General features: G+C 61.6%; 24 protein-coding genes and 3 pseudogenes. 9 read left to right on the top strand and 18 right to left on the bottom strand.

Features of this window, described 5'->3' with window-relative positions; translation table 11 throughout:
- Positions 1–131: 131 nt before the first annotated feature.
- Positions 132–1,191, bottom strand: a pseudogene (locus tag ACN0SD_RS18320) (IS256 family transposase); the annotation flags it as partial.
- Positions 1,192–1,332: 141 nt separating this feature from the next.
- Here ACN0SD_RS18320 and ACN0SD_RS18325 point away from each other — a divergent pair.
- On the top strand, positions 1,333–1,554 hold the full coding sequence (locus tag ACN0SD_RS18325) for a hypothetical protein (RefSeq protein WP_417809659.1): 222 nt from the start codon (positions 1,333–1,335) through the stop codon (positions 1,552–1,554).
- A gap of 30 nt (positions 1,555–1,584) precedes the next feature.
- On the opposite strand, the gene ACN0SD_RS18330 is transcribed toward ACN0SD_RS18325, so the two are convergent.
- The 3 genes and pseudogenes from ACN0SD_RS18330 to ACN0SD_RS18340 all read right to left on the bottom strand — a co-directional run.
- Positions 1,585–1,773 (bottom strand): hypothetical protein, encoded by a 189-nt coding sequence (locus tag ACN0SD_RS18330; RefSeq protein ID WP_417809660.1) that lies wholly within the window; start codon positions 1,771–1,773, stop codon positions 1,585–1,587.
- A gap of 11 nt (positions 1,774–1,784) precedes the next feature.
- Positions 1,785–2,881 (bottom strand): annotated as a pseudogene (locus ACN0SD_RS18335) (IS256 family transposase); the annotation flags it as partial.
- Between the two features lie 100 nt (positions 2,882–2,981).
- Positions 2,982–3,486, bottom strand: a pseudogene (locus ACN0SD_RS18340) (IS6 family transposase); the annotation flags it as partial.
- A 537-nt stretch (positions 3,487–4,023) separates the two neighbouring features.
- Here ACN0SD_RS18340 and ACN0SD_RS18345 point away from each other — a divergent pair.
- From ACN0SD_RS18345 to ACN0SD_RS18380, 8 genes are read left to right on the top strand one after another with little or no spacing between them, the layout of a single operon-like run.
- Positions 4,024–5,637: a cbb3-type cytochrome c oxidase subunit I gene (locus tag ACN0SD_RS18345; RefSeq protein WP_417809661.1), complete on the top strand. Its 1,614-nt coding sequence runs from the start codon at positions 4,024–4,026 to the stop codon at positions 5,635–5,637.
- Positions 5,634–6,254, top strand: a complete 621-nt coding sequence (locus tag ACN0SD_RS18350) for a cbb3-type cytochrome c oxidase subunit II (protein ID WP_417809662.1) — start codon at positions 5,634–5,636, stop codon at positions 6,252–6,254. The genes ACN0SD_RS18345 and ACN0SD_RS18350 overlap by 4 nt, the downstream gene beginning before the upstream one ends.
- A complete protein-coding gene (locus ACN0SD_RS18355) occupies positions 6,251–6,949 on the top strand; it encodes a c-type cytochrome (protein WP_417809663.1) in 699 nt (232 codons plus the stop codon). The genes ACN0SD_RS18350 and ACN0SD_RS18355 overlap by 4 nt, the downstream gene beginning before the upstream one ends.
- Positions 6,946–7,677: a c-type cytochrome gene (locus ACN0SD_RS18360; RefSeq protein ID WP_417809664.1), complete on the top strand. Its 732-nt coding sequence runs from the start codon at positions 6,946–6,948 to the stop codon at positions 7,675–7,677. The genes ACN0SD_RS18355 and ACN0SD_RS18360 overlap by 4 nt, the downstream gene beginning before the upstream one ends.
- Positions 7,678–7,691: 14 nt before the next feature.
- Complete coding sequence (locus tag ACN0SD_RS18365) at positions 7,692–8,846, top strand: c-type cytochrome (RefSeq protein WP_417809665.1); 1,155 nt, start codon at positions 7,692–7,694, stop codon at positions 8,844–8,846.
- 4 nt (positions 8,847–8,850) lie between these two features.
- Entirely contained in the window at positions 8,851–11,067 is a 2,217-nt protein-coding gene (locus tag ACN0SD_RS18370) for a heavy metal translocating P-type ATPase (RefSeq protein WP_417809666.1), read from the top strand.
- A 10-nt stretch (positions 11,068–11,077) separates the two neighbouring features.
- On the top strand, positions 11,078–11,944 hold the full coding sequence (locus ACN0SD_RS18375; RefSeq protein ID WP_417809667.1) for a hypothetical protein: 867 nt from the start codon (positions 11,078–11,080) through the stop codon (positions 11,942–11,944).
- On the top strand, positions 11,898–12,422 hold the full coding sequence (locus tag ACN0SD_RS18380) for a 5'-nucleotidase C-terminal domain-containing protein (protein WP_417809682.1): 525 nt from the start codon (positions 11,898–11,900) through the stop codon (positions 12,420–12,422). Before ACN0SD_RS18375 ends, ACN0SD_RS18380 begins: the two co-directional genes overlap by 47 nt.
- A gap of 102 nt (positions 12,423–12,524) precedes the next feature.
- Here the strand turns inward: ACN0SD_RS18380 and ACN0SD_RS18385 are convergent, their stop codons facing one another.
- The 14 genes from ACN0SD_RS18385 to ACN0SD_RS18450 form a co-directional block, all read right to left on the bottom strand.
- A complete protein-coding gene (locus tag ACN0SD_RS18385; protein WP_417809668.1) occupies positions 12,525–13,937 on the bottom strand; it encodes an NADH-quinone oxidoreductase subunit N in 1,413 nt (470 codons plus the stop codon).
- A gap of 4 nt (positions 13,938–13,941) precedes the next feature.
- Positions 13,942–15,429 carry a complex I subunit 4 family protein gene (locus ACN0SD_RS18390; RefSeq protein WP_417809669.1) on the bottom strand — a complete coding sequence of 496 codons (1,488 nt, stop codon included), beginning with the start codon at positions 15,427–15,429 and terminating at the stop codon, positions 13,942–13,944.
- 1 nt (position 15,430) lies between these two features.
- Positions 15,431–17,341, bottom strand: a complete 1,911-nt coding sequence (locus ACN0SD_RS18395; protein ID WP_417809670.1) for an NADH-quinone oxidoreductase subunit L — start codon at positions 17,339–17,341, stop codon at positions 15,431–15,433.
- Positions 17,338–17,643 carry an NADH-quinone oxidoreductase subunit NuoK gene (gene nuoK, locus ACN0SD_RS18400; protein ID WP_417809671.1) on the bottom strand — a complete coding sequence of 102 codons (306 nt, stop codon included), beginning with the start codon at positions 17,641–17,643 and terminating at the stop codon, positions 17,338–17,340. The genes ACN0SD_RS18395 and nuoK overlap by 4 nt, the downstream gene beginning before the upstream one ends.
- 1 nt (position 17,644) lies before the next feature.
- The gene (locus tag ACN0SD_RS18405) at positions 17,645–18,307 is read right to left on the bottom strand and encodes an NADH-quinone oxidoreductase subunit J (RefSeq protein ID WP_417809672.1); all 663 of its coding nucleotides are present in this window, start codon (positions 18,305–18,307) and stop codon (positions 17,645–17,647) included.
- Positions 18,304–19,218 (bottom strand): NADH-quinone oxidoreductase subunit H, encoded by a 915-nt coding sequence (locus tag ACN0SD_RS18410; RefSeq protein ID WP_417809673.1) that lies wholly within the window; start codon positions 19,216–19,218, stop codon positions 18,304–18,306. Before ACN0SD_RS18410 ends, ACN0SD_RS18405 begins: the two co-directional genes overlap by 4 nt.
- Entirely contained in the window at positions 19,215–20,252 is a 1,038-nt protein-coding gene (locus ACN0SD_RS18415) for a hypothetical protein (RefSeq protein ID WP_417809674.1), read from the bottom strand. The genes ACN0SD_RS18410 and ACN0SD_RS18415 overlap by 4 nt, the downstream gene beginning before the upstream one ends.
- Positions 20,249–20,602 (bottom strand): NADH-quinone oxidoreductase subunit A, encoded by a 354-nt coding sequence (locus ACN0SD_RS18420; RefSeq protein ID WP_417809675.1) that lies wholly within the window; start codon positions 20,600–20,602, stop codon positions 20,249–20,251. Before ACN0SD_RS18420 ends, ACN0SD_RS18415 begins: the two co-directional genes overlap by 4 nt.
- A gap of 159 nt (positions 20,603–20,761) precedes the next feature.
- Positions 20,762–22,234 (bottom strand): multicopper oxidase family protein, encoded by a 1,473-nt coding sequence (locus ACN0SD_RS18425; RefSeq protein ID WP_417809676.1) that lies wholly within the window; start codon positions 22,232–22,234, stop codon positions 20,762–20,764.
- Between the two features lie 35 nt (positions 22,235–22,269).
- Positions 22,270–22,656, bottom strand: a complete 387-nt coding sequence (locus tag ACN0SD_RS18430; RefSeq protein WP_417809677.1) for a DUF302 domain-containing protein — start codon at positions 22,654–22,656, stop codon at positions 22,270–22,272.
- Positions 22,657–22,841: 185 nt separating this feature from the next.
- Positions 22,842–23,279, bottom strand: a complete 438-nt coding sequence (locus ACN0SD_RS18435) for a c-type cytochrome (protein WP_417809678.1) — start codon at positions 23,277–23,279, stop codon at positions 22,842–22,844.
- Between the two features lie 25 nt (positions 23,280–23,304).
- Positions 23,305–23,550 (bottom strand): glutaredoxin family protein, encoded by a 246-nt coding sequence (locus tag ACN0SD_RS18440; RefSeq protein ID WP_417809679.1) that lies wholly within the window; start codon positions 23,548–23,550, stop codon positions 23,305–23,307.
- Positions 23,543–23,755 carry a CopZ family metallochaperone gene (locus tag ACN0SD_RS18445; RefSeq protein ID WP_417809680.1) on the bottom strand — a complete coding sequence of 71 codons (213 nt, stop codon included), beginning with the start codon at positions 23,753–23,755 and terminating at the stop codon, positions 23,543–23,545. Before ACN0SD_RS18445 ends, ACN0SD_RS18440 begins: the two co-directional genes overlap by 8 nt.
- 30 nt (positions 23,756–23,785) lie before the next feature.
- On the bottom strand, positions 23,786–24,068 hold a 283-nt coding region (locus tag ACN0SD_RS18450), incomplete at its 5' end, for a DUF302 domain-containing protein (RefSeq protein WP_417809681.1).

The raw sequence follows: 24,068 nt of genomic DNA on the forward strand, positions 1-24,068 counted from the left end.
CAACCCGCGCATGAGAGTATGCTCAACCGTCGTCTCAGTTCCACCTCCAGCCTTGCACATCTATACAAAATGCCCCCGGCGATTGGGCCGGTCGATCCAGCGTGACAAAATCATTGACTGCGATCATGAGAATGTTCCGCCGGGTAGTCATAGAACGTCAGCAGCGCGTCCCAGTCCTTGACCAGCTTGGCGACCGCCTTGTCCCATTTCACGCCATAGGTTGCGACGAAGAAGTCGAAGGCGACGTTGGCCTCTGCTTTTGTCGCGGCCTGCCAAATATCATGCAGATGCCCTTTGGCCTTCGACTGCATGGATTTAGGAAGCGCATTCAGCACGTTCATGGTCTTGTGGACCCAGCAACGCTGTTCCCAGATCGTGGCGAACACCTCCCGCAGGGCCGTCCAGAACCCGAGCGCGCCATCGCCGATGGCCAGCTTGGGATCCTGTTTCAGGCTGCGGCGTTTGAGGTCGAGCAGCACCTCGCGCCAGCTTTGCGTGCTTTCACGGGAGCCATCAGTCATGGCCAACAGCTCCTTGCGGCCATATTCGTCGGCACCCACGATCACCAGAACGCATTGTTTTTCCTCAGCCATTCGTGGTTTGAAGTAGGCGCCATCTATTACCTGACAGGCGATTTGTGAAACAAATCTGCCGAGAGGGCGCCCAGATGTAGAGAAACCGCCGCGCGCCCAGATCGCGCTTCTGTCAGGCCTCGTAGTCTTTCCACCAGTCGACCTTCAGTCGCGCGATGGTCTTGGCGGAAAGGCCCTTGGCATTCGCGCCCAGTAGCGGCTCCAGCGCCTCGGTGAAGTCGCCCGTGGACACGCCCTTGAGGTAAAGCTAGGGCAGAAGCTCTTCGACGGATTTCGCTTTGCGCAGATACCGTGGCAGGATGCTGGGCGTGAAGGTGATCTTGTCGTCGCCCGGCTTGCGATCCCGCGCACGGGGCACCTTTACCGCAACCGGGCCAATGCCCGTCATGAGCTCACGTTCCGGCAAGTGGCCATGGCGCACCAAGCGCGCCCGCCCGTCCTCGAGCTTTTCCTCGGAAAACGCCGCCATCAGCGTGGCCAGCTCGGCGTGGATCGCCTGTTCGATCAGCTTGCGCGCCCCGTCGCGAAGCACCTCGGTGAATGGATCGGACGTAAATCCCGATGGATCGGGCAGTCGGGTAATGGTAGTCTGCGGCACGTGGCATATCCTTTTCTCAGCAGAGAATCGACGGCGTCTGAACACCGCCATGATATGCCGCCCCTCAGGGCATCACCAACTTTCGCGCGTTACTCGGCAATGCGTGCGTCGGATAGCACTTGACCGTTCTATGAGATGGAAATGCTGGTTGCGGTGAGGTTGGCTGATGGCGACGCGTGCTATTTTGCCAAGGCAAACATCAAACGCGACGACTTCTGCCGCTCAATCCAGCTCATTAGCCAGGACGATGACGCCGGCTGGTGCAAGATCGCAAACGGTCTTACCGTCAAAGCAAACGATGGATCAAAACACTGCGCTATACATACTCCGAACTATGTGGCGTCAGAAGAACCGGCGGAGTGAGATCAGCAAAGAAGCCATAGAAGATGTGGGTCAGGCTGTATTCTGGTCTAGCCCGAAGTTTTCGGCCAAACCTTCGAGATACTCTCGGCGCTGCTCATCTTCCTCTGCCTCAACCAACTCAGCAATAACACCTAGAAATTTTGAAAGATCATCGGTTGTCAGAGATTGGAGTTCTGCGCCGGTTAGTTCCATCAGGTTGACCGAGAAATCCTCGTTCACCTGATCTTCATCAGCACGGTCTGGGTCTTGATGCGGCGGCGGAATTCCTCGTTCAGGCGTTCGATGGCATTCGTCGTTCTGGCTGATTTCCATTGCGATGGGTCCAGCCTCGTGAAGGTAAACAGTCGGTCCCCGGCCTCCTCCAGGCTATCCGCTACCGCACGGCACTTGAGGCGCCATTTGCGCAGGAATGCCTTGCGGTGCTTCTCGATTTCGACCGCGCTGTTGGTATAGATCATGTCGCGGTAATCTTCGGTTAGTTCGTCATGCATGTGCTTGGAGGCGTGGCCGAGAAGATTGCGATGCTTGTGAACCGTGCAGCGCTGGATCGGCAGGTCTTCACCCCCAGAGAGCGACAAGTGCAGCCTCCAAGCCGGGGGCGCCGTCGACAATGACAAGTTCGGGCCGCTTCAGGTCACGCGCATCAAGATCGGCGAGGAATTCACCCCAAGCTGCTTTGCTCTCGCCGCCCATATTCAGGATGGAAAGCAATACCTTCTGCCCATCCCGGCGCACACCAATGGCCGCCAGCACCGAGATGTTGGTGGCCTTCCGGTCCAGCCGGGTCTTGATGACAGTGCCGTCGAGGATCAGTCGCACGATGTCTTCATCGGCCAGGTTGCGCGCGACCCACGCGTCCCAGTCGACCTTCACCTTGCGCCAGGCGCGGCTGACCAGGTCTTTGCCCACGGCGCCCTGAAATAGCCCATACAGCGCCCGCTTCACCCGCCGCGTGTTGGTTCCCGGCCAGATAGGCCGAGGCAATCAGGACCTTGGCCTTCTTCGTCAATCGCTGGTAGCGCGGCAGCGCTTTTGAGCGCCATTCGGTAATTCTGCCATCCTGACCTTCGATACGGGCGCGCGGAACGCTCACGGTTTCCGTGCCGAAAGTGCCGATGAGTTGGCGTTCGCGGCGACCATGCCGGTAACCCGTAGCTTTGTCGGTGCCACGGTCATACCGATAGCGCGCCAAAAACGCGTCCAGTTCCTCTTCGAAAACCGCTTCGATCGTGGCACGAATATTCTCCCGCAGCCGATCCTCAATCGGATCATAGCCCGCTTCATTGGCCAGTAGCGCAGGCATGTTGATGTCTGTAGTCTTTGTCATGGCGTGATCTCCTTGGCGGTTCCAGCCGCCGGTTGGGTGGGTTCAGTTCACTCGGAGATTACGCCACCTTCAAATTTCCTCCACCATCGCGACACGACCTGTTATTGAGGTATTTGATCTGTCGGCCCTCGATGGTGCGGCCATCGCCGGTGAATTTCAGGATCACGTTTACCGCCTGCAGGTTGGCCAGGTTGGCGCCGCTCTTGTCGATGACGACCCGGTCGGGCACGCCGTTCGTGCCAATCGCCCGCTTGAAGAACCGTCGGGTTGCGGCCAGATTGCGCCGCTCGGAGAGCATGATCCAAGGTCCGCGCAGCGAAATCAAGGGTTTGGCCATCCCGACCCACGGCGCGGTAGAGGTAGGTCCATTTGCCTTTGACCTTGATGTAAGTCTCGTCCATCCGCCAGGACGTGGCCGTGGGCTGATTCTTCGCCTGCGCCCGAGCCGCGATCAGGGGGGCGTACTTCACCACCCATCGGTTCAGCGTGGCGTGGTCGATTTTGATGCCGCGCTCCGCCAGGATTTCCTCGAGATCGCGATAGGAGACTGCGTAGCGCACCTAGAAGAACACCGCGTGCAGGATCACCGATTTCGGATAGTGCATGCCCTTAAAATCGATCGCGCTGCCAGCCTCTCACTAACCACATGACAACGCTGACAGATCTCAGACGCGCAGGGAAATGCAAACTTTGCGACAGAACCACCTTAGGCGCGTTAATGTGAGAACACCCGCGCAAGCTCATAGGAATCCTGTGATAGGCCCTGAAGGCGTAAGCAATCATTTCAGGAGGGAAAAGATGGCCTTTGAAAGCGGCGGACTGCTTAGGTTTAGTCATCAGAATACATCCCACAAGGTGACTTGCCCCGCAACCTGATGATGCCTCCACAAGTGACAGTTCGCGACGAACGGCTCTATGGCCTTTCGGCAATTTGCAGAGCTGGCAGCATCGTCATGTCTGAAGGGTAGTATTTTCAAATCATTATAAAAATATGCGACACAACCCAATCAACGCTGCGGAAATGCCAAGACGCGGAACTTTTAAGCCGACAAGACGTTTACACGAAAACGACACCGAACGACCGGATCGAAAGCGAAGAGCATTCATTCAGCAGTTTTTGTCGAGAAACGGGAGGATTGAAATTGTCTTTCACGATCGGGACCTTGGTCCTTATCAGCTTTGCCGTGTCGCTCGTGGCGCTTGTCTTCCTGATCTGGGCGATATCCCGAAGCCAGATGCGCTTTACCCAGGAGGATGCGCGCACCGTGTTCCGGGCCGAGGCGCGGCATGAAGGCCTGGACGATCCCAGCACCCAGTCCGACAGTGTCGACCAGCCGAAAGACGAAACAGGGCACGAATATCACCCCGCTTCATCGCGTCGGATCATCCTATTCATGCTGGCGATGGCGACGGTTTGGTTGGTTATCGGGTCGACCCTCGGGTTGATCGCATCGCTCAAGCTGCACATGCCCGACTGGTGGAACGGGGCCGCGCCTTTGACCTTCGGTCGGATGCGGACCATGCATCTGAACCTAGTGATCTATGGCTGGTCTTCGGTAGGGGCGATCGGGTTGGCGCTATGGTTGCTGCCCACGATCTTTGGCACCCATCTGCGCCTTCCTAGGCTGGCGTTACTTGGCGCGTTGATCCTGAATATCGCGATCGCGGCTGGGGTCAGCGCCATTGGCGCAGGGTGGACGGACGGGTTGGAATGGCTTGAAATCCCGTGGCAGATCGACATTGCGCTCGCCGTCGGCTTGTTCTGCCTGGTCATCCCGCTGCTGGCGACGGCCCGCCATCGCACGGTAAACCACATCTACGTCACTGGCTGGTATTACCTAGGGGCGATGCTGTGGTTCCCGGTTCTGTTCATCGTGGCGAACATTCCGGGCCTCCATGTCGGCGCGCAGCAAGCCACCGTGAACTGGTGGTTCGCGCACAATGTGTTGGGTCTGTGGCTCACACCACTGGGGGTCGGCGCGGCCTATTACCTGCTGCCCCGGATCATCGGCAAACCGATTTACTCCTATCGCCTGTCGCTCCTGGGTTTCTGGGCGCTGGCGCTGTTTTACAGTCAGGTCGGGATGCACCACCTGATAGGGGGTCCGGTGCCCACCTGGGTGGTCACCCTGTCCGTGGTGCAATCGGTGATGATGTTTATCCCCGTCATCGCAGTCGCGATCAATCAGCACGTGCTGTGGATGTCGAACCTCGGTGCGTTCCGTGCCAGCGTGCCGCTGCGGTTCGTCGCCATCGGCGCGCTGATGTACACCGCCGCGTCGTTCCAAGGCTCGCTTGAGGCGCTGCGAGCGATGAATTCGATTACCCATTTCACTCATTACACTATTGGCCACGCCCACCTGGGCGCATACGGATTCGTCAGCCTCGTGCTGTTCGGCGGGGTGTACTATGTGGTGCCGCGTCTGGTGGGGCGGGTTTGGCCCATGCCCCGGCTGATCCACCTGCACTTCTGGCTGGTGGTCGTTGGTTTCACAATCTACTTCGTTTCGCTCACCGTCGGCGGCTGGCTTCAGGGTCAGGCGATGCTAGATCCCGCGCGGGACTGGCTCGAAAGCATGGAACTGACGCGCCCCTATCTTATGGGCCGGTCGGTCGGGGGTTCGCTTATGGTGCTGGGGCACTTGGCCTTCGGCGTCAACATGGCCGCGATCCTGCTCGGGCGCGGGGCTGAGCGCGAGCCGCTTGTCGCGCGCGATGTGGCGCATGCGGACCGAGTGCGGGAGGCCACGTCATGAACCGTCTCGTCCCCCTCTTGTTGCTGGCTGCGGCGGTGCTGGCTTTCGCCACCGTGTTCCTTGTGATCCTGCCTGCCGGCGAAATCCGCACCGTCGCCCCGCCGCCCCAACTAGAACCCTATACCGAAGCCGAACTGCGGGGCAGGGCGCAGTATGTCTCGCTGGGCTGCGTCTATTGCCATTCGCAACAGCCCCGCGCGCCTGAGCAGGGACCGGATGCCGACCGGGGCTGGGGTCGCGCCTCGACCGCGCCCGATTACGCCTATGACAGCCCGCACCTGCTCGGCACTATGCGCACCGGGCCGGACCTGTTGAACATCGGAGCGCGGATCCCTAGCCAGGCCTGGCATCTCACGCATCTCTACCAGCCGCGCGCAATCCACCCCACGTCGATCATGCCAAACTATCCGTTCCTGTTCGAGACCAGGGCCGAGGCTGGTCCGGAAGATGTCGTGGTGAAGTTGCCCGACGCATTGCTTCCGGACAACGGTGTCGTTGTGGCCACGCAAGAGGCGCTCGACCTCGTCAGTTATCTCCTCAGCCTCGATCGCACTTACCCAGTGTCCAATCCTGATCTGCGCGACAACGGCTACGCCGACAGGGGGAAAACGCAATGAGCGAAAAGAACGACTTTCCCGACGATTTCAACGACGCAGTCCGCGATGCCGATGAGCGTTTCGAGCCGCATGAGTTGAAGAACCCCATCCCCTGGCCGCTGATCGCCATCGCAGTAGCGCTGGCGGTCTGGAGCGGGGCGACGCTGTTTCTTGATGCGCGCGCAACCGAGGAAGGCAGCGATGCGCAAATGGCGCGGGACGCCGAAGCGCAGGGTACTGCCCCGGTCGAGACCTCGCCCGCCGATCAGGCGGCGGCCAAGAATAACAACTTTGTTGCCGAAGGCGCTGCGCTCTTCGAGACCTACTGCGCGACCTGTCACCAGTTAAACGGCTCTGGTGTGCGCGGCGCGATTCCGCCGCTGGACGGCTCACGGTATGTTCTGGCGGAACCGCGGGTGCCGGCAGCCATCGTGCTGCGTGGCATCGCCGGGCCGATCGAGGTGAAAGGGCATCTCTACAACGGCCGGATGCCCACCTTCCACGCAACCCTGAGTGACGAACAGATCGCCCGTATCCTGACCTATGTGCGCGGCGCATGGTCAAACGACGCCGGAGACCTTGCCGGGGCGGACGTTGCACAGGTACGCACCGCTCTTGGAGCGGACCTGAGCCAGCCCTGGCGCGACGGTTTCGCGCTTGAAAACCGGTATGGGGTGTCTGCGGCGACGCCACAATCCGGGGAGGACAAGCAATGAAGCGATCGATTGTTGCTATCGGGGTCTTGTTAGCCGCCTCACTACCGCTCGCAGCCCAAGAAGACCCAGGGGCAAAAAACGCCATACCGCACAACATCGCGGCGGAAACCTACGCCAAGGCGGCGTTTGAGGCCGATACGACCAGCATACTGGCGCTGATCGAGTCGGCGAAAACTGCAGCTGATGCCCCTTGGGCCTGCGCTACTTGTCACGGTGCCGCCGGTGAAGGCAGCCTCACGGTGCCCCGGTTGGCGGGCCTCCCCGCCGGGTATCTCACCAAGCAGTTGCACGACTATAGCAACGGCGCACGGCGCAACGACAACATGGAATACGTCGTTTCCCGTCTCGACGTCGACCAGATGGCTGCGCTGGGTGCCTACTATGCGGGGCTTGAGGCCGCGCCCAATGCCCAGCCCTCGCTTGGCGGCGATATGGAGCGGGGCCGCGCACTTGCGCTTCAAGGCGACTGGTCGGTGAATCTGCCCTCGTGCTTTTCCTGTCACGGCGCGCTTGGCTGGGGGGTTGAACAGGCCTTCCCCTCGCTCGCGGGCCAACACCCCGCCTATATCCATCGGCAGTTGGCCGCGTGGAAATCCGGTAGACGTCAGAACTCGCCGCTCGGGTTGATGCAGTCGGTCGCCGAAGCGATGTCGCAACGTGACATGCGTGCCGTGGCCGACTACCTCGCGACCCTACCACCCCCGCAACCCCGCTATCCCGACGACTAGAGGGAGGATCCGGCATGACCGACGACAAGACCCGAAGAGAACAGAGCGGCCGCGGTCGCAGCGTCTATCGCTGGCTATACGCCGGGCTTCTCGCGATCCTGCTGATCCTAGGCGGGACGATGCTGGGCCGGATGGACGCGGTCGATCGCCTGTTCGGCGTTGCACAGGAACCCGGCGAGGCGCGACTGGCGGACGAGAAAGCCGCGAAGGCGCGCGAGACGTTTCAGGAGACGGTCGCGAAGCTTGGTGCGGACGGCGTGGCGCTCAGCAGCCTGTCGATCCCGACCGGCGCGGATGGGTATTTCACCCCGCCGCACGAGTCCGAGATGCCCGCCAAGCAGGATGGTGAATCAATCCGACGCGGGCGCGAGATATTCCTCAACCCCGGCGCGAATGCCACCGCCTATACCGGCAACTCACTGGCCTGCGCGAACTGCCACCTCGATGCGGGACGTCGCGCGAATTCGGCGCCGATGTGGGCGGCGGCGGGGCTTTATCCGAAGTATCGCGGCAAAAACGATCAGATAAACACCATGGAAGACCGGATCAACGGCTGTTTCACCTATTCGATGAATGCGCGGCAAAGCCCCTCGGGCGGACCACCGCCGACGGGCGATCAAATCTACAAGGATCTCGAGGCTTATTTCCACTGGCTCGCCACCGGCGCGCCGAACCGCACCAAGCTCCCCGGCCAGGGCTTCCCAACCCTTGATGAGCCCGCCGACGGGTATGACAGGACGCGCGGCCAGCAGGTGTTCGCGGAGCGATGCGCGGTTTGTCACGGCACTGACGGCGAGGGTCGGCAGGACATCAACGGGCGTTACGCGTTTCCACCGCTCTGGGGGCCGGATTCCTACAACTGGGGCGCCGGAATGCACCGAGTCAACACCGCTGCTGGGTTCATCTATGCAAACATGCCTCTTGGACAGCCCTTTTCGCTGACCCCGCAAGAGGCATGGGACGTGGCTGCCTATGTCAACAGCCACGAACGTCCTTCCGACCCGCGACAGCCCGCCGAGGGACTTTCCGTAGCCGAGGCCGACGCGCAATATCACCAGCACAAGGGTTTTTACGGCGATTCGATCGATGGCACCGTCGTCGGCGCCGGGATCGACGCCGATCCAACCGACACGCCGTCGGCCACCGGCATCGTCGTGCCGGAGCAATAGCGCAATGGCCGAAGCAACCGATTTCGACCCGACGACCTTCGACGGGGTGAACCGCGCTGTGGTGGGAGTCGATGGCCTCTGGTGTCCGAGCTGTGCCGCAGCGGTCGGGCGCGCGATTACGGCGGTCCCTGGCGTGACCCATGCACAAGTCTCGTTCCTCAGCGCGTCGGTGGCAATGGCTTGGGCGCCGGGCACGGATCTGCACCGTGTGGCGCGTCAGGTCTCGGCGATGGGCTATCGTTTGACATCGCCCACGAACACCGACGAAATGGAAGCGAGGATCAGCCGCGAAATGACCCGTGTCGCCATGCGCCTCGCGGTTGCTGTGGCGTTCGGCATGTGGACGATGGTGTTCTCCATCCTGCTCTACATCAACCCCGAAGGCATCGCCGAAGGTTCGGTGGGCCGTGCCCTGTCGCTGGCCGCCGGGGCCGCCGCGCTGCCGGTCATCGCTTTTGCCGGGGCACCGATCCTGCTGGCGGGTTGGCGCACCGCGCGTGCCGGGGTGCCCGGCATGGACAGCCTTGTCGGACTGGGTGTCATCGGTGCCGTTGCCGCCTCTAGCTGGTCCCTGGCCACTGGCGGCACGCATGTCTGGTTCGACACTTCGGTAATGCTGATCACCCTGCTGACCCTCGGTCGGCTAATCGAGATGGGGACGCTGCGCAAATCCAGCCGCTCCATCGCCGCGTTGCACAGCGCCCTGCCCGAAAGCGCGCGGCAGGTTCATGCCGATGGATCAGAGCAAGACGTCCTGGCAGAAGATATCCCCGTCGGCGCCCGCATTCGCGTCGGCGCGGGCCAGCGGGTGCCGCTTGATGGGAGGATTCTGCGGGGCAAAAGCCGACTGGACACTTCGGTCATGACCGGCGAGGCGGCCCCGTGCCACTTCGCGGAGGGTGCCGAAATCCTTGCGGGTTTTGTCAACCTCTCACGCGTGATCGAGATTACGGTAACGGCGCCGATGGGTCAGCGCCGGATCGACTTGATCGGTGCCGATATCGCAAGTTCACTTCATGACCGGCCCGAGGTGGACCGGCTGGCAGATCGGCTGGCACGAGTGATCGTGCCGCTTGCCGTCGTGCTTGCAAGCGCGACACTCGGCGGAAGCCTCTTGGCCGGGCTGTCGGGCGAGGAAGCGGGCCTGCGGGCCCTGTCGGTCTTGATCATCGCCTGTCCCTGTGCGGTGGCTCTGGCCGCCCCCGTAACGCATCTTGCCGCGACCGGGGCGGCGGCCCGGCAGGGCATTCATTTTCGCACCCAGGGCGCCGCCGAGCGCTTTGGGGCCGCGCGCAGGATCCTGTTCGACAAAACCGGCACTCTGACCATGGGCCGCCCGCAGGTCGGTCGGGTGCGCACGCGCGCGGGCCTCGACCACGCACGCGCGTTGGCACTGGCCGCCGCCGCCGAACATGGTATCGTGCATCCGGTGGCCGAGGCGCTGCGCCGTGCGGGCGGCGATACCCTCACGGCCACGACATCCGAACGCTCGGATGATGGCGTGACGGCCGAGATAGATGGGTATGACGTGCTGATCGGCAACCGTGCGTTCGTGACCTTCCGTGGTATTTCCCCGCCCGACACGGACGGAGATGCTGCATTAACCGAAGTCCTGATGGCAATCGACGGCACTTGGGCCGCGACCTTTCTCTTGGGCGACGCTCTGCGCCCGGATGCCGCCGAAACCATCGCGCAGCTTCGTGCCGCCGGGATCGCGCCCGGCATGGCCAGCGGCGACGGGCACGCGGTCTGCGCGCAAGTCGGCGCGGCGGTGGGGTTGCAGCCTTGCGAAATACACGCCGCCTGCACACCCGAGGACAAGGCCGCGCTGGTTGCCGGCAGCCCCGACCCGACCGTCTTCGTCGGCGACGGGGTCAACGACCTTCTGGCGATCGTGCGCGCGGAGACCGGAATCGCTGCCACCGATGCATCGGCGGCAACGATCGCGCTTGCCGATGTCGTGATCGCGCGCGGCGGGGTTGTCGCAGTAGGAGATGCGCTTGCCATCTCTAGGCGCGCCCGCCGCGTCCTGCGCCAGAACCTGGCATTTTCGGTGTTCTACAACGCCTCGGCGCTTGGCCTTGCCGTTTTCGGCGCGGTACCCCCGGTCGCGGCGGCCGCAGCTATGACGGCAAGCTCTCTCATGGTGATCGCCAATGCCGCCCGCTTGCACGGCATGCCCGTAAAAGCCCATCCCGCCAACGCCCACGCGCCAGCCTGAAGGAAACCAGATGCCCGACCTCACGATCTTGCAACTCAATGATCTGGATGGATACCTCGACCCGCATCCCGAGCTTATCCGAACCGCTGAAGGGCCGACATTCCCGCGCCTTGGCGGGTTGGCGCGCATCAGAACCCTGTTCGACGAGGAGCGGGCCGAATGCCCGGATACGGTTCTCGCCTTTGACAATGGTGATACGTTCCACGCAACCCACACCGCCGTCACCAGCAAGGGCGAGGCGCTGGTGCCCGCGATCAATGCGCTTGGTTTTTCAGCGATGACCGCGCATTGGGAGTTTGCCTGGGCACCGGATCACGTCGAACGATTGGCCGGACTGCTAGACCACCCGCTTCTTGCAGCAAACTGTTACCGTAAATCCGACGGGTCACGCCCCTTCCCGGCCACGACAATCTGCCAAGTGGCAGGCCTCAGGATTGGCGTGATCGGGTTGGCCGCGACGACCATCGACAAGACGATGCCACCGCATTTTTCTGAAGGCGTGCGCTTTACCGACGGGCCGGAAGAAGTGCGCGATCTCTCCGCCACACTGCGTGAGGCGGGCGCAGACCTGATCGTCGTGCTGTCCCACCTCGGCCTGCCGCAGGACATCGAACTGGCGCAACAGGTGGTGGACACGGTGGACATGATCCTCAGTGTACACACCCACAACCGTCTCGCCGAACCGATCCGCGTCGGGCGGACGGTGATCATCCAGTCGGGCTGTCACGGTGCGTTCATCGGGCGGCTCGACCTGACTTGTGGATCGGCGCGTCACCGATGTGCGGCACGCCTTGATCCGGATCGACGACAGGTTCGAGCCCAACCCGGACATGGCCGCCCTCGTCGCCGACGCGCGGGAGGTCAGCGTCGACCTTGAGCGGGAGGTCGGGCACACGCCTATCGCGCTGCACCGGGGCACCTGCCTCGAAGCGTCGATGGACGATGTTCTCCTGGCCGCGATTGCGCGCGCGGCGGGCATCGAGATCGCGTTTTCGAACGGCTGGCGCTACGGCGCGCCGATCCCTTCCGGCCCCGTTACAGCCGAGAATCTGTGGAACATCGTGCCCGTCGATCCGCCGGTATCAAGGGTCGATCTGACTGGCGCTGAAATTATTGAAATGATGGAGGAAAACATCAAACACACGTTTTCCTGCAAACCGTTCGGGCAAATGGGCGGCTATGTTAAACGCTTTCGCGGGCTTGTCTTCTGCGTGAAGCTGGAAAATCCGAAAGGCCTTCGCATCGACGGGGCCTTCACCCAACACGGCCCACTTGAGCGGACCGAGTCATACTCTGCGGGCTTCATCACCGCGAAGGGCGTGCCCGAGGGGCTGGCCGAAACCGGACTGACCTAGACACCCACTCGGTCGCCGCGCTGGAAGATTGGTTTCGTGATCCAACATGGGACGCGGAAGGCACCGTTGCCGGAGAGGGGCGGATGATTGTCGTCTGACGCATTAGATCGGGAGCAGGACGCTCAGGTGAAACCCCGCGAGGGCGAACTCGGCCAGAGCGGTCCCGCCAAGGATCAGGAGCGCGGCAAACCACATCGCAAAGCCGCCAAGCCGGTCAAGCACTGCAACCTTATCGGGTGGGGTGCCAAAATAGACCCCGCCCATCACGCGGCCATAGTAGAACAGCGAGGCGACCGTATTGGCGGCGGCGACAACAGCAAGCCAAGTATACCCTCCCTCAATCGTCGTGACGAATAGCGTCAACTTGCCCAGAAATCCGACTGTAGGCGGAATGCCGACCAGCGACAGGAACGAGACGACCAGCGCCGTGGCCGCCATCGGCCGCCGCTTTGCCAGCCCCGCATAATCCGCAATCGCCGTGCGACCGCGCAAATGGGCGACAACCGCAAAGGCTGCCAGATTGCCGATGGCATAGCTGGCAATGAAAGCCAGCAGCGCGGTCAACGCATCGGGGCTGAGGCCGAGCACGCTTACGGCCATCAGCAGATACCCCGCCTGCGCCACCGAGGACCAGCCGAGCAGGCGACGTAGGTCGTCTTGCCACAGCGCCGCCAGATTGCCGAGGGTCATCGTCGCCACTGCCAACACCGCGATCAACGGGCGCAGGCCCAGCATCTCGGGGGGCACAAGCTGAACCAAGCGGGCCAGCGCGACGGCGGCACCGATCTTGGGCACGACAGTCAGGAAGGCGGCGGATGGCACCGGTGCCCCCTCGGCCACATCCGGCATCCAGGCATGCGCAGGCACCGCGCCCAGCTTGAAGGCGACACCAACAATCGTCAGCGCAAACCCCACAAAAAGCAGTGGCGAGACTCCCGCGCCGCGCCCTAGAACGCCCGCGATCTCTTGATAGCCACTGCTGCCCAGCAATCCCAGGATCACCGTCACACCCGTGATCAGCAACGCATTGGCCAGCGCGCCCATCAGGAAATACTTCATTCCCGCCTCGACCGAGAGTGCCCAATCGCGATGCCACGCCGCCAGCGTGTAGCCCGTGACCGAGGATAGCAACACAGCGATTACCAGTTGCAACAGGTCGCCAGCGCCCGCCATCGTCATCGCTCCAAGCGCGGCCAGCAGCAGAATCGTATAATATTCTCCATGTCGCCGATCAGTGCGAAACCATCCCGGCGACAGCAAGATGCAGAATGCGGTCGCGATCAAGATCATCATCCGCGCCCAGATACTTGCGCCATCAAGCGCCCAAGTGCCTGAAAACGTGAACCGGGCCTCTCCGATCTGCCCCCAAAGCAGTGCCGCAGCTATCGTGATGCCAAGCAGCGCGATCACCGCTGCGCCCGCCTGCATCCGCCGTGGGGCGAAGGTCGCGAATAACAGCGCCAAGACGGCGGTGAGAAGGATCGCAATTTCGGGGGCTACGTCACCAATCGGCACAGGTTCAGCCCCCGACGATGGCAGAGGTCGCGCTGCCAATCAGGGTCAAAAGCCAGCGTGGATAGACGCCGATCAACACAACCAACGACAGCAACATCAGCAGCACCACACCTTCGCGCAAATTGACATCGGCAAAGCCTTCGCGGGCCTTCGCAAGATCTCCAAAGAACAATTGTTGCAACATCCGCAGGAACAGAGCGGCGCTGATCACGATGCCCACAAGACCAATCCCCGCAATCCAAGGGAAAACGGCAAAGGAGCCGACAAAAATCTGCACCTCTGCGACGAACCCGGCCAGACCGGGCAGCCCGAGACTTGCAAAAGCCGCGATCACGGCGGCGACAGTCAGACGCGGCGCGACCTTTGCCAGCCCGCCAAAGGCATCAAGCTCGTAGGTCTGGCTGCGCGACCAAAAGCTGCCCGCAATCAAAAACAGCGCCCCGGTGATCAACCCATGCGCCACCATCTCGACTACCGCACCCGTCAGCGCAAGATGACGTGCGCTTTCAACCCCGCTCAACAGCGCGCCAGCCGCCGCAATGCCCATCACGGTATAGCCCATGTGATTGACCGAGGTATAAGCGATCCGCCGCTTCAGGTTGGTCTGCCCCAGCGCCACGATTGCCCCCCACAGAATTGAGGCAAGCGCAACAATCGCCAATGGCAGCGCATAGGTCGCAAAGGTCTCGCGCATCATCTGGAACGGGATGCGGATAAGACCGTAGGTGCCCATTTTCAACAACACGCCCGCCAAAATCGCCGAGACCGGACCTGGCGCCATCACATGCGCAGGCGGCAACCATGTGTGGAGCGGGAATAGCGGCGTTTTGACGGCAAAGCCGATGACAAATCCCAGCAGGATAAGCCCGCTGCGCAGTCCCATGCCCGCCAGCGGTTGGGCTGTGATCAGCGCGCGCATGTCAAAGGTAATCGGATCGACCGACAGCACCAGCCCGATAATCGCAAGCAGGATCGCAAGCGAGCCGGCCAGCGTGTAGATAAAGAATTTTAACGCCGCGCGTTGGGCATCGCCATGCCCCCAGCGTCCGATCAAAAAGAACATGCCAACAAGGCTGAGGTCGAAGAAAACGTAAAAAAGCAACAGGTCGAGAACCAGAAAAAGCCCCAGCGACACCGATTGCAGAAACAAGAACCAAGCGTAATAGGCGCGGGGACGCTCGGGGTTTTCCATCGGCCACGCAATACAGGCGACAAACAGAACCCCGCTCATCAGCGCCAGCGCCAGCGACATGCCGTCCACGCCGACGCGCCAAGCGACACCGAGTGAGGGGATCCACGGCGTCTCTGCCAGCGCCTGAAACGCGGGCGCATCCGGCGCGGTGTCAAAGCGCATCCAAACGATCATCAGCGGCAGGAATGACACCGCCGAGGTGGCAATGGCTAACAGCCGCGCCGCGCTCTGGCCAAGACCGGGTATGGACGCAACTGCCAGCGCCCCCAATAACGGGATAAGGATGGCGAGTGTCAGCATGTCATGCTCCTGCAGCGAGTATGGCGAGAACGGCGAAGACGCCGCCGATGATGTAGGCGTAGTAATGGTGCGAAAGCCCGGTTTGCAGGCGGCGCAAATCGCGACCGATCATTCCGGTCAGGCGGGCGGTGCCCTCTGGGATCCCATCGGATACGGCCTCTCCGAACCGGTCGCTGACCCTTGCGAGCCAGTCGGCGAAAGCGGCAGTCCGGCGGATACCTTGATCGACGACTTGATTGTCGGCGGCTGCGATGATCGCCGATCCGCTGCGCGCCAGCGCCGCAACTCCGCGCGGACCGGCGTCAAGGATGTGATCATCGACCCATGCAGCGGCGCGCGCCAACGCATCAACCGGGCGCACCACCGCCAAATCAATCAGCCCGGGCAGGCCGAGCCAGTCTGACGCGCTGGCGCTAGCCCCTTGCGCTCCGAGCTTTGGAAAGTGGCGCACAAGATACAGCCCGCCCGCGACGCCTGCCGCGAGAAATGTCAGTGAAAGGCCAAGTGCGAGCGCGCTGCCATGGGGTAATGTGCTGCCCAAGGCAGCGGCGGCAGCCTTGGCGAGAGGCGAAAACCACAACAGGCTCAGCCCCAGTGTCATCGCGACCAGTGCGGCAATGCCAAGGATTTCACCCCAGCCGGGGCGCGCAATTTCGCGCTCATCCTCGCTGCATCGACCAAATACCAAAAGCTGGAACCGCGTCGCATAAGCAGCACTTAGCGCGCCACCCAGCATCACTGCCAGTGCCAGCCAGACATCGATATGCTCGGCGGCTTTCACAATTTCTTCCTTGCTCCAGCCGCCCCCGGTTGCCGGAATACCCGCCAGACCCATCGCCGCCACTGCCGACAATACGCCAAGCAGCGGCATCGCCTTGCCCAATCGCATCCGATCAAGCCGGTAAGTGCCAACGCCTTCCCCCGCCAAGCCCGCCGACAGAAACAGCGGGGCCTTGAACGTCGCATGCGCGATTAAATGCAGCGCCGCGACGACGGGATAACCTGCGCCCACCGCCACGAACATGAACCCAAGCTGCGCCGAGGTCGAGGCCGCAAGCAACCGCTTGGCGTGGTTTTGCAGCACGCCCGTGATGCCCCCCGCGAGTGCGGTGCTGAGGCCGATAGTGATGGCCGTGGCCCCGAACCCCGGTGCCAAGGCAAGCGAGGGTTGCAGTCGCGCCAGAATATAGGCCCCCGCCGCGACCAGAGTTGCCGCGTGCAGCAGAGCCGAAACCGAACTTGGCCCCGCCATCGCGCGAAACAGCCAAGGCGAGAAGGGCACCTGCCCGGCTTTGGACGCCGCAGATATCAAAATTCCATAGGCGACGACCCATTGCAGCGGTCCCTCCAGCGTGGCGATACCGGCAAAGTTGAATGATCCCGTTGCAGCAAACAGCGCCATCACAGCAGCGAACAGGCCCAGATCGCCCAAGCGCGTCATAACGAAGGCGTAAAGACCAGAGCGGGGATTTTCGATGTCGCGCCATTTGTGTGCGATCAAGGCCCAAGAACAGGCTCCGATCAATTCCCACCCGATCAGCAGCGTCAGGAGGTCGTCTGCCACAACCACCAGTTCCATCCCGCCCGTAAAAAGGATCATCAATCCGATCAGCCGCCCAATCCCCTGCGTGTGTTCGTGGCGGGCGGCGTGGAACGTCACTGCCAGCGCGATTGCGGGCACCAGCACACCAATCGCCGCAGAGATCGGCGTCAGCGCGGCGGAAAGCTGGATGGTGTCAGACCAAACCAGCGTCGCACTCCACCCCTGCGCCCCCGCCAGCAGCGCCAATATCAGCGTCGCCCCCAGAATGGCGACGGCAAGTGTGGCCAGCCACGCGCGCGGGCGATCCCCCATCGCGGCGATGATCACGCCCGCACAAATCGGCAACAGAGGCAGCAGCCAGAGCGTCATTGCTTCATCGTCCCTAGTCCCTCGGTCACGTCGGCCTGACGTTTTCGATAAACGGCGACGACAAGCGCAAAGCCGATTGCCAGTTCCACGGCCATCACCGCCATGACCAAAATCGCCAGCAATTGCCCCTTGGGAGCGCCAGCCAACGTGAAATTCCAAAACCCAACAGCCGCCAGCAAAGTGCCGTTCAGCATCAATTCCAGCCCCATCATCAGCATGACGAAAGATTGCTGCGACAGCGCGCCAAACAGGCCAATACCGAACAGGGCCGCAGCAACGAGAAGGATTGCGGTCAGGGTCATCTCAGGGTTCCTTTCCGGTTGGTTTGGACGGGTCGTCTTTTGCGGTCTTTTCGGCATCGGAGGGTTCGCTATGGCCATGCCCGCCCTGTTCGGCATCTGACTTCACAGCACGGCCAGCGGGCCTCCCGCCCGGCTCAAGCCCCGGCGGCGTCGCGCCCGCGTCTGCATCCCCGAACCGCCCGCCGCGACTTGACAGCACGACCGCGCCCACCATCGTCGCCAAAAGCGTCACACCCGCTGTCTCAAAAATCAGCATCGAGCCGCCCAAAAGCTCGACCCCGAGATCGCGTAGCGTGTTGCCACCCGCAGGCAGCGGATTGTTGGGCAAATTACTTGTCAGAACCGCCGCACTCAGGCCGACAAAGGCGGCGATCCCGGCAGCGATGGAAAACCGATACTGATGCACCATTTCCATCGGGTTCAAACCAGCGGGATTCATCATGAACATGACCATGAAAAGCCCCATCACCATCATCTCGACGGCCATCATGAACACGGTCGCGACCCCGATGTAATCGGCCGTCAGAAGGAGCGCGATGCCGCCCACGGCGATGAACGACACCATCAGGGCAAAGGTTGCCCGGATCATGGAATCAACACGGAACACGCGCCAGCCGCTCCAGATCGCGAGTGCAGACAAGGCATAAAAGGCGATATCGGTCATGACAGCGCCTCCAGACCCGCCCATAGAAGATGCGCAAAAGAGAGCGGCAGCAGGACGGTCCAGATCAGCGTCAGCATCCGTGCGGCGGGCATCCGGGCAAGCAAATGGGTCAGGGCAATGATCACCACCATGACCACCAGCGTCTTGAGGATCAGCCAAATCAATCCGGGCAGAACCGGCCCCAGATAGCCACCGAGAAAGGCCGAAGCCGCCACCGCCGAAAACCCCGTCAGCATCGCCAGCCTTGCGATCTGCCATCCGGCCCGGTTCGCACCTGAATCCTCGCTCGAGGTGCCGCCCGCCAGATCGGAGCTGTCAGCATAATCGAACGGCCCCCGCAGCGTCAGGGATAGCCCGAGAAACAGAAACAGCGGCAGGCCGAGCGGCTGGCGGATGACGTTCCAGAGGCCTGCCTGAGAGGTGACAATCTCGCGCAGATCAAGCGAACGGGCTGGCAGTGCAGCGGCGATCAGCACGAACATGCTGAGCAGCATGATCGGCAGGCCAATGGCGACATAGCGATAGGCTCCGATCAGTGCCAACGGCGCGTTGGGCGACCAGCCATGCAAAAACACAACGACGACCACCAACGCCTCGCACGCCCCCCAAAGAACAACGCCGCTGTTGAGGCCAAGGAGTGCAGTATTCGGACCGATCGGCACCAAGGCAAGGCCCGTAGCGGCAAGCGCGAGGTAGCCTGCGATGGCGAGGAACCAGGTCATCCGGTCCGGGGCTTCGGTGCTCAGGCGCTGACGGAGCAGGTGCGCGGCGGCGACCCGAAGCGGAGCAAGCGGCGAGACGCGCCCCCTTCCTGCCACCCAAGCGCGGCAGCCCTCATCAAGGATCGCAGCGATCAAGATGCCGGCGGTCAGGGCCGCGATCAGCGCAGCAATTTCGACGGCGAGGCTCATGTCGTGTGCCCCGCATGCGGATCATGTGCGCCGTGTTCCTGCGTGTCAGTCCCGCTCTGCTTATCCCGTGCGGATGTGTACGCGCAAAGCCTGCGCAGCGATCCGCTGTCAAAGCTGTTCAACACGAGCATCGCTTCGTGCCATTCGCATCCCACCAGCAGATCGCCAAGCGTAGTCTCACCAATATCTGGGATGATCGGGTCAACCGGTGCGGCCATCAGGCGGGCGAACCGATCACGCACATCCGACCCGTCGCGCGTGCGCCCAAGACCGGGCGGAATAGCACGACGGCAGCCGGAAAATCGGATCAGACGTGTCAGCGCCAGGTCATCCTGCGACTTGGGGCGCAGCGACCGTTCACCCAGAGCTGGCAGCCCAAGCAGTCGCAACATCGCCGCGCCTTGATCCCAATCGCAGTCAAAGGGTGGATGGGTCACGCCCACCGTCTGTATGACATCGCCCTGCAAGGAAAGGCGCAACATCAGGCCCGGCGGAAACATCGGCAGGAAGGGTCCTAAATCCGCTGTGTAAGCGTCAAGCTTTAGCCCGTCGCGGATATCCTCGGCCCTTTTGGCCATCGGGCGCCCGTAAGGTGTGCCGCCCATCATCCCTTTGCCACCCTGGCCATGCGGGCCAACGCCGCGCCATTCGTTGGGCGGCACGTCCGGCAACAGGTCTGGCTCGCTTTGGCGCGCCCCCGACATTAGCGCGTCACGGATCTCCTTAAGCGCCGCCACGATATCATCATCGCGCGACACCGAAATTGAGGCATCCGATAAACCACCCACCCGCGACGATTGCCACTGCACCGTGGCACGCGGATGGGGCAGTTGATCGTGCAAACGCTGCAAATGCGGCATCAGCGCATCCGGGAGTGTCCCCGCAACCAGCAGGATCGCCGCCGCGCGCGGGCTGTCAACAAGCGACAGGTCGGGATGCAGCGCAAGGCGCGCCATGTCTACCGGCGCATCATCAACAATGGCAACAAAGACCGGGACCGGAGCTTGCTTGGCCAAACGGGTGATCCAACTCATTCCCACCGAAATATCCCCTCGCGCCAACCATAAACAATACCCACCGACAAGATCGCAAGGAACATGCCCATCTCGACCAGCGCTTTGGCACCTTCTTGAATGAAAACAACGGCCCAAGGATACATGAACATCATCTCCATCTCGAAGGCGACGAACAGCAGGGTCATCGTATAATAGCGGACGTGGAAACGCTGCCACGCATGGGTGCCGGGATCCCCTCCCCCTAAAACCGGACGTTGTTGGGGCGCAGAAACCGATCCTGAAATGCCGTCCCGGCCGATCATGCGAAGACTTGCGGTGAAAAGAACCGACAGACCGAGGATCAGGACGATGGTGAGAAGTGTTGTCATGCAGCAGAAATCCCTTGCTGAATTTCGAGGGCGCGACCGGAGCAGTCCAGGGAGTGCTCGATTAGAACCGCTAACCCATCGAGGTTTCGGCCCACGGAACCATTCTTGCGGTCAACAGCCGCGACCACGACAGACACGAGCGGCGTTACAAGGCGCATGTCAGACCACATTGAACTGGCCCATCATACCGCCATCCTCATGTTCCAATATGTGGCAATGGAACATGAACGGCTTTTCCGCGCTTGCCGCTTGATCAAACCGCACCGCAATCTGCGCGCGCCCGTCTACCAGCACGGTGTCCTTCCAACCGAGGTTGCGCGGCGAAACGGGGCCGCCATTTTCACTTAACACCTGAAACATTGCCCCGTGGATGTGAAATGGGTGCCCCATCATCTGTCCGTCTATTGTCCAGATTTCCGTCGTGCCGCGCTTGGCGGTGAAATTCAGCCTGTTCATCTCAAAGGAATGGCCGTTGATGGAATGGAACGAGCGCCCGCGTACCATCATGCCGCCCATGCCGGTTTGAAGCGAAAAGTCGCGCCGAACCGCATTGCGGGTGTCAAGATCGGGCATCGTTGCACCGATGCTCTCGGGCAGGCGGTCGATCCGCACGGCAAGTGAAGTGTCGACGCGCAGTGGCAGGATGTCAAAGCGCTCTTGCGGGGCCGATCCCATCGTGCCACCTCGCCCCATCATGCCCCCGCCACCCATCATGGCGACACTCTGGTTCGCGCCGCTGACCAAGACATCGTCACGGCCATTCGTCAAATCAACAAGCACTTCTGCGCGTTCTCCGGGGGCCAGCCGCAAGCTGTCCAGCGCCCTTGGCCGATCCAGAAACCCGCTATCCGTGGCAATAAGATGCAGCGACTTTCCCGCGCGCGAGGCCAAATCATAGACACGGGCATTTGAGCCATTTAGCAACCGCAATCGGATGATGCCACGCGGAACAGCGGCTACGCGGCCTGCCTGCCCGTTGACAAGGATAACATTGCCCGTAAACCCCATCATCTCATCGTGCACGCCAGGATCATAGACCATACGCCCGCCCCGGTCGAAGCGGCGATCCTGAATGATCAAGGTTAGATCGTCGATTCCGTAATCCGAGGGAAGCCCACGCGCATCGTCTCTTCCGTCGGTCAGATGGATACCCCCGGCAAGGCCCTTTTGAACGTGATCTGCGGTTCGCAAATGGGTGTGGGAATGATACCAGAGCGTGGCGGGTGGTTGGTTGATGTTCAGATCGACGGTCCATGTTTTGCTGGGAGAAATCGGCAGATGCGGGCCACCATCGGCAGAACCGGGCACAAGAAGACCGTGCCAATGCAAAGCAAAGGGTTCGGGAAGGTTATTGATGACCGACGCATTGACGGTTTGGTCGGTGCCAAGCCGCAGGATGGGGCCAAGAAACGTCTGATCGTTGAACCCCCAGGTGCTGGAGGGCGCGCGGCCCAGAAAGTCAGTTACACCTGTCCGCGCAACAAGCTCGAATGCGCCAGATGATGTCGCATCCAGTAGAGGGGGCATCTGCAACGCCGTGCCGCGCCCTTGCGACCAGGCCGCCATTGGCAGGGCTGCGACAAAACCCGCTGCTCCTGCCCCTGCAATCAAATCACGTCGTGTCAGCGTCATAGAGTATCTCCTTTCGAGCCTTCGCTCAGGTGTCGTCACACGGCATCAATGGCCGCTCGCATCCTGTCGCGCACCTCTTTGGCGACGCTGTGCAGTTGGTCGTTTTCGATGGCCTGCATCGACGCGACCGGGTCAATCGCGCTGATCTCGGTGCCACTATCCACTTTGCGCAGGATCACGTTGCAAGGCAGCATGGTGCCAACGCGCGGCTCGGCTTGGAGTGCCTTGAACGCCATCTGCGGATTGCAAGCCCCGAGAATGCGATAAGGGGCCATGTCCGCGCCGAGCTTTGTCTTCATGGTCGCTTCGATGTCGATTTCTGTCAGGATGCCAAAACCCGCAGTGGCCAACGCATCGCGGACACGCTTATCTGCATTTTCAATGCTGACGTCTTTGAGCGTGCGGTTATATGTGTAAGACATTTCAATCTCCATTTCTCATTCCTGTGAGTGGTGTTTTGAGCGCAACATAGTGCCAGCGCTTAAGTCTGCACTCTGCGGGTGGAACCGCAGCAACACATAGCCAATGCGAGAGCCTGCCAAGAGTTCCATCGACCTGTCGTCGCATCGTACGTGTCGCAAGGGACAAATCGCGCCGAGACCGGCCGTTAACTGTGCAAACTTTTCAGATATTTGATGATGCTGGAAACCTGTTGCGAGTTAAGGCTGCCGCGCCATCGAGGCATTGCGGGGTCGAGCGTCTGGCCTTTCGCGTCAACGCCCGTCAGGATCGCCCGCGCGAGTAAATTATCACTATCGTGATACATCTTTTCCAATGCCGGGGAGCGCAGATCGGAACTGACCACGCCGTCGATTTTCACGCCGCCCGAACCAGTCTGGCCGTGGCAAGTCGCACAATCCTGCTGATATAGCCCTTTTCCCCCGGACGCGGTTGCGGTGCCGTCGCGCGCGCCCCCGATCATTGAACTGGCCCCCATCATGCCTTGATTTGTGCCCATCATACTCTCGGCGATCGCTGGAGATAGCGCGAGGGGGGCCAAGGCGCAAACGAGGCCCGCGCAATTTAGAATTGTCTTGAGTGTCATGCCGATGTCCTTTCTCAAGCTGAGATCAAATCGCGCCGCCAAACGCCGCTTCCAAGCGCGCCTTCTGGGCGGCAAAGGTTCCGTAAGACGCTTCGCCATCAATGACGGTGATGGGCGCGACGCGCACGCCGTAGCGCGATTTCGCCTCGTCAGCTACGCTGGGGCGGGACAGGTCGCGCTCTGTGAACGCGACACCCTGCGCGTTAAGATAGCGCTTCACCGCGGCACAGTCGGGGCAGCCGGGGCTGGTGTAGACGATCACCTCAGGCATGGGCCTGAACCTCTGCCTCGTAGCCTTCCTCCTGCACAGCCGCGATCAGGGCGGCCGGATCGGCTGACCCGGTCACCACGGCTGAGCCGGGCGTCAACGTTACCTCGGCACTTTGCACGCCCGGCACGGATTCAAGGGCTTTCGTTACCGCGCGCACGCAATGATTACAGGTCATGCCCGTGATTTTCAGAGTCGTATTGTTCATCTTTGATCTCCTTTCACGATTTTCGATGTTTCAAGCAGCAAACGTGTCAGCCACCCGTCTCAGTTTGATTGCTACTCCATGGCCCAGACGATCGACATCGGGATTTCCGACCATTCCCAGCACGGCGGCAGGGTCCATGAACAGCACCGTCGTTTTGCCGTCCGTCTCTTCGCGAACAACGACATTGCACGGAAGGAGCGCACCTATATCTGGCTCAGCCTCAAGTGCCTGATGCGCAAATTTCGGATTGCAGGCGCCAAGAATGACATAGGGACGATGATCAATATCCAGCTTGGCTTTGAGGGTGGCAGCA

This window comes from Thioclava sp. (assembly GCF_048263065.1).
In the GTDB taxonomy this organism is placed as follows: domain Bacteria; phylum Pseudomonadota; class Alphaproteobacteria; order Rhodobacterales; family Rhodobacteraceae; genus Thioclava.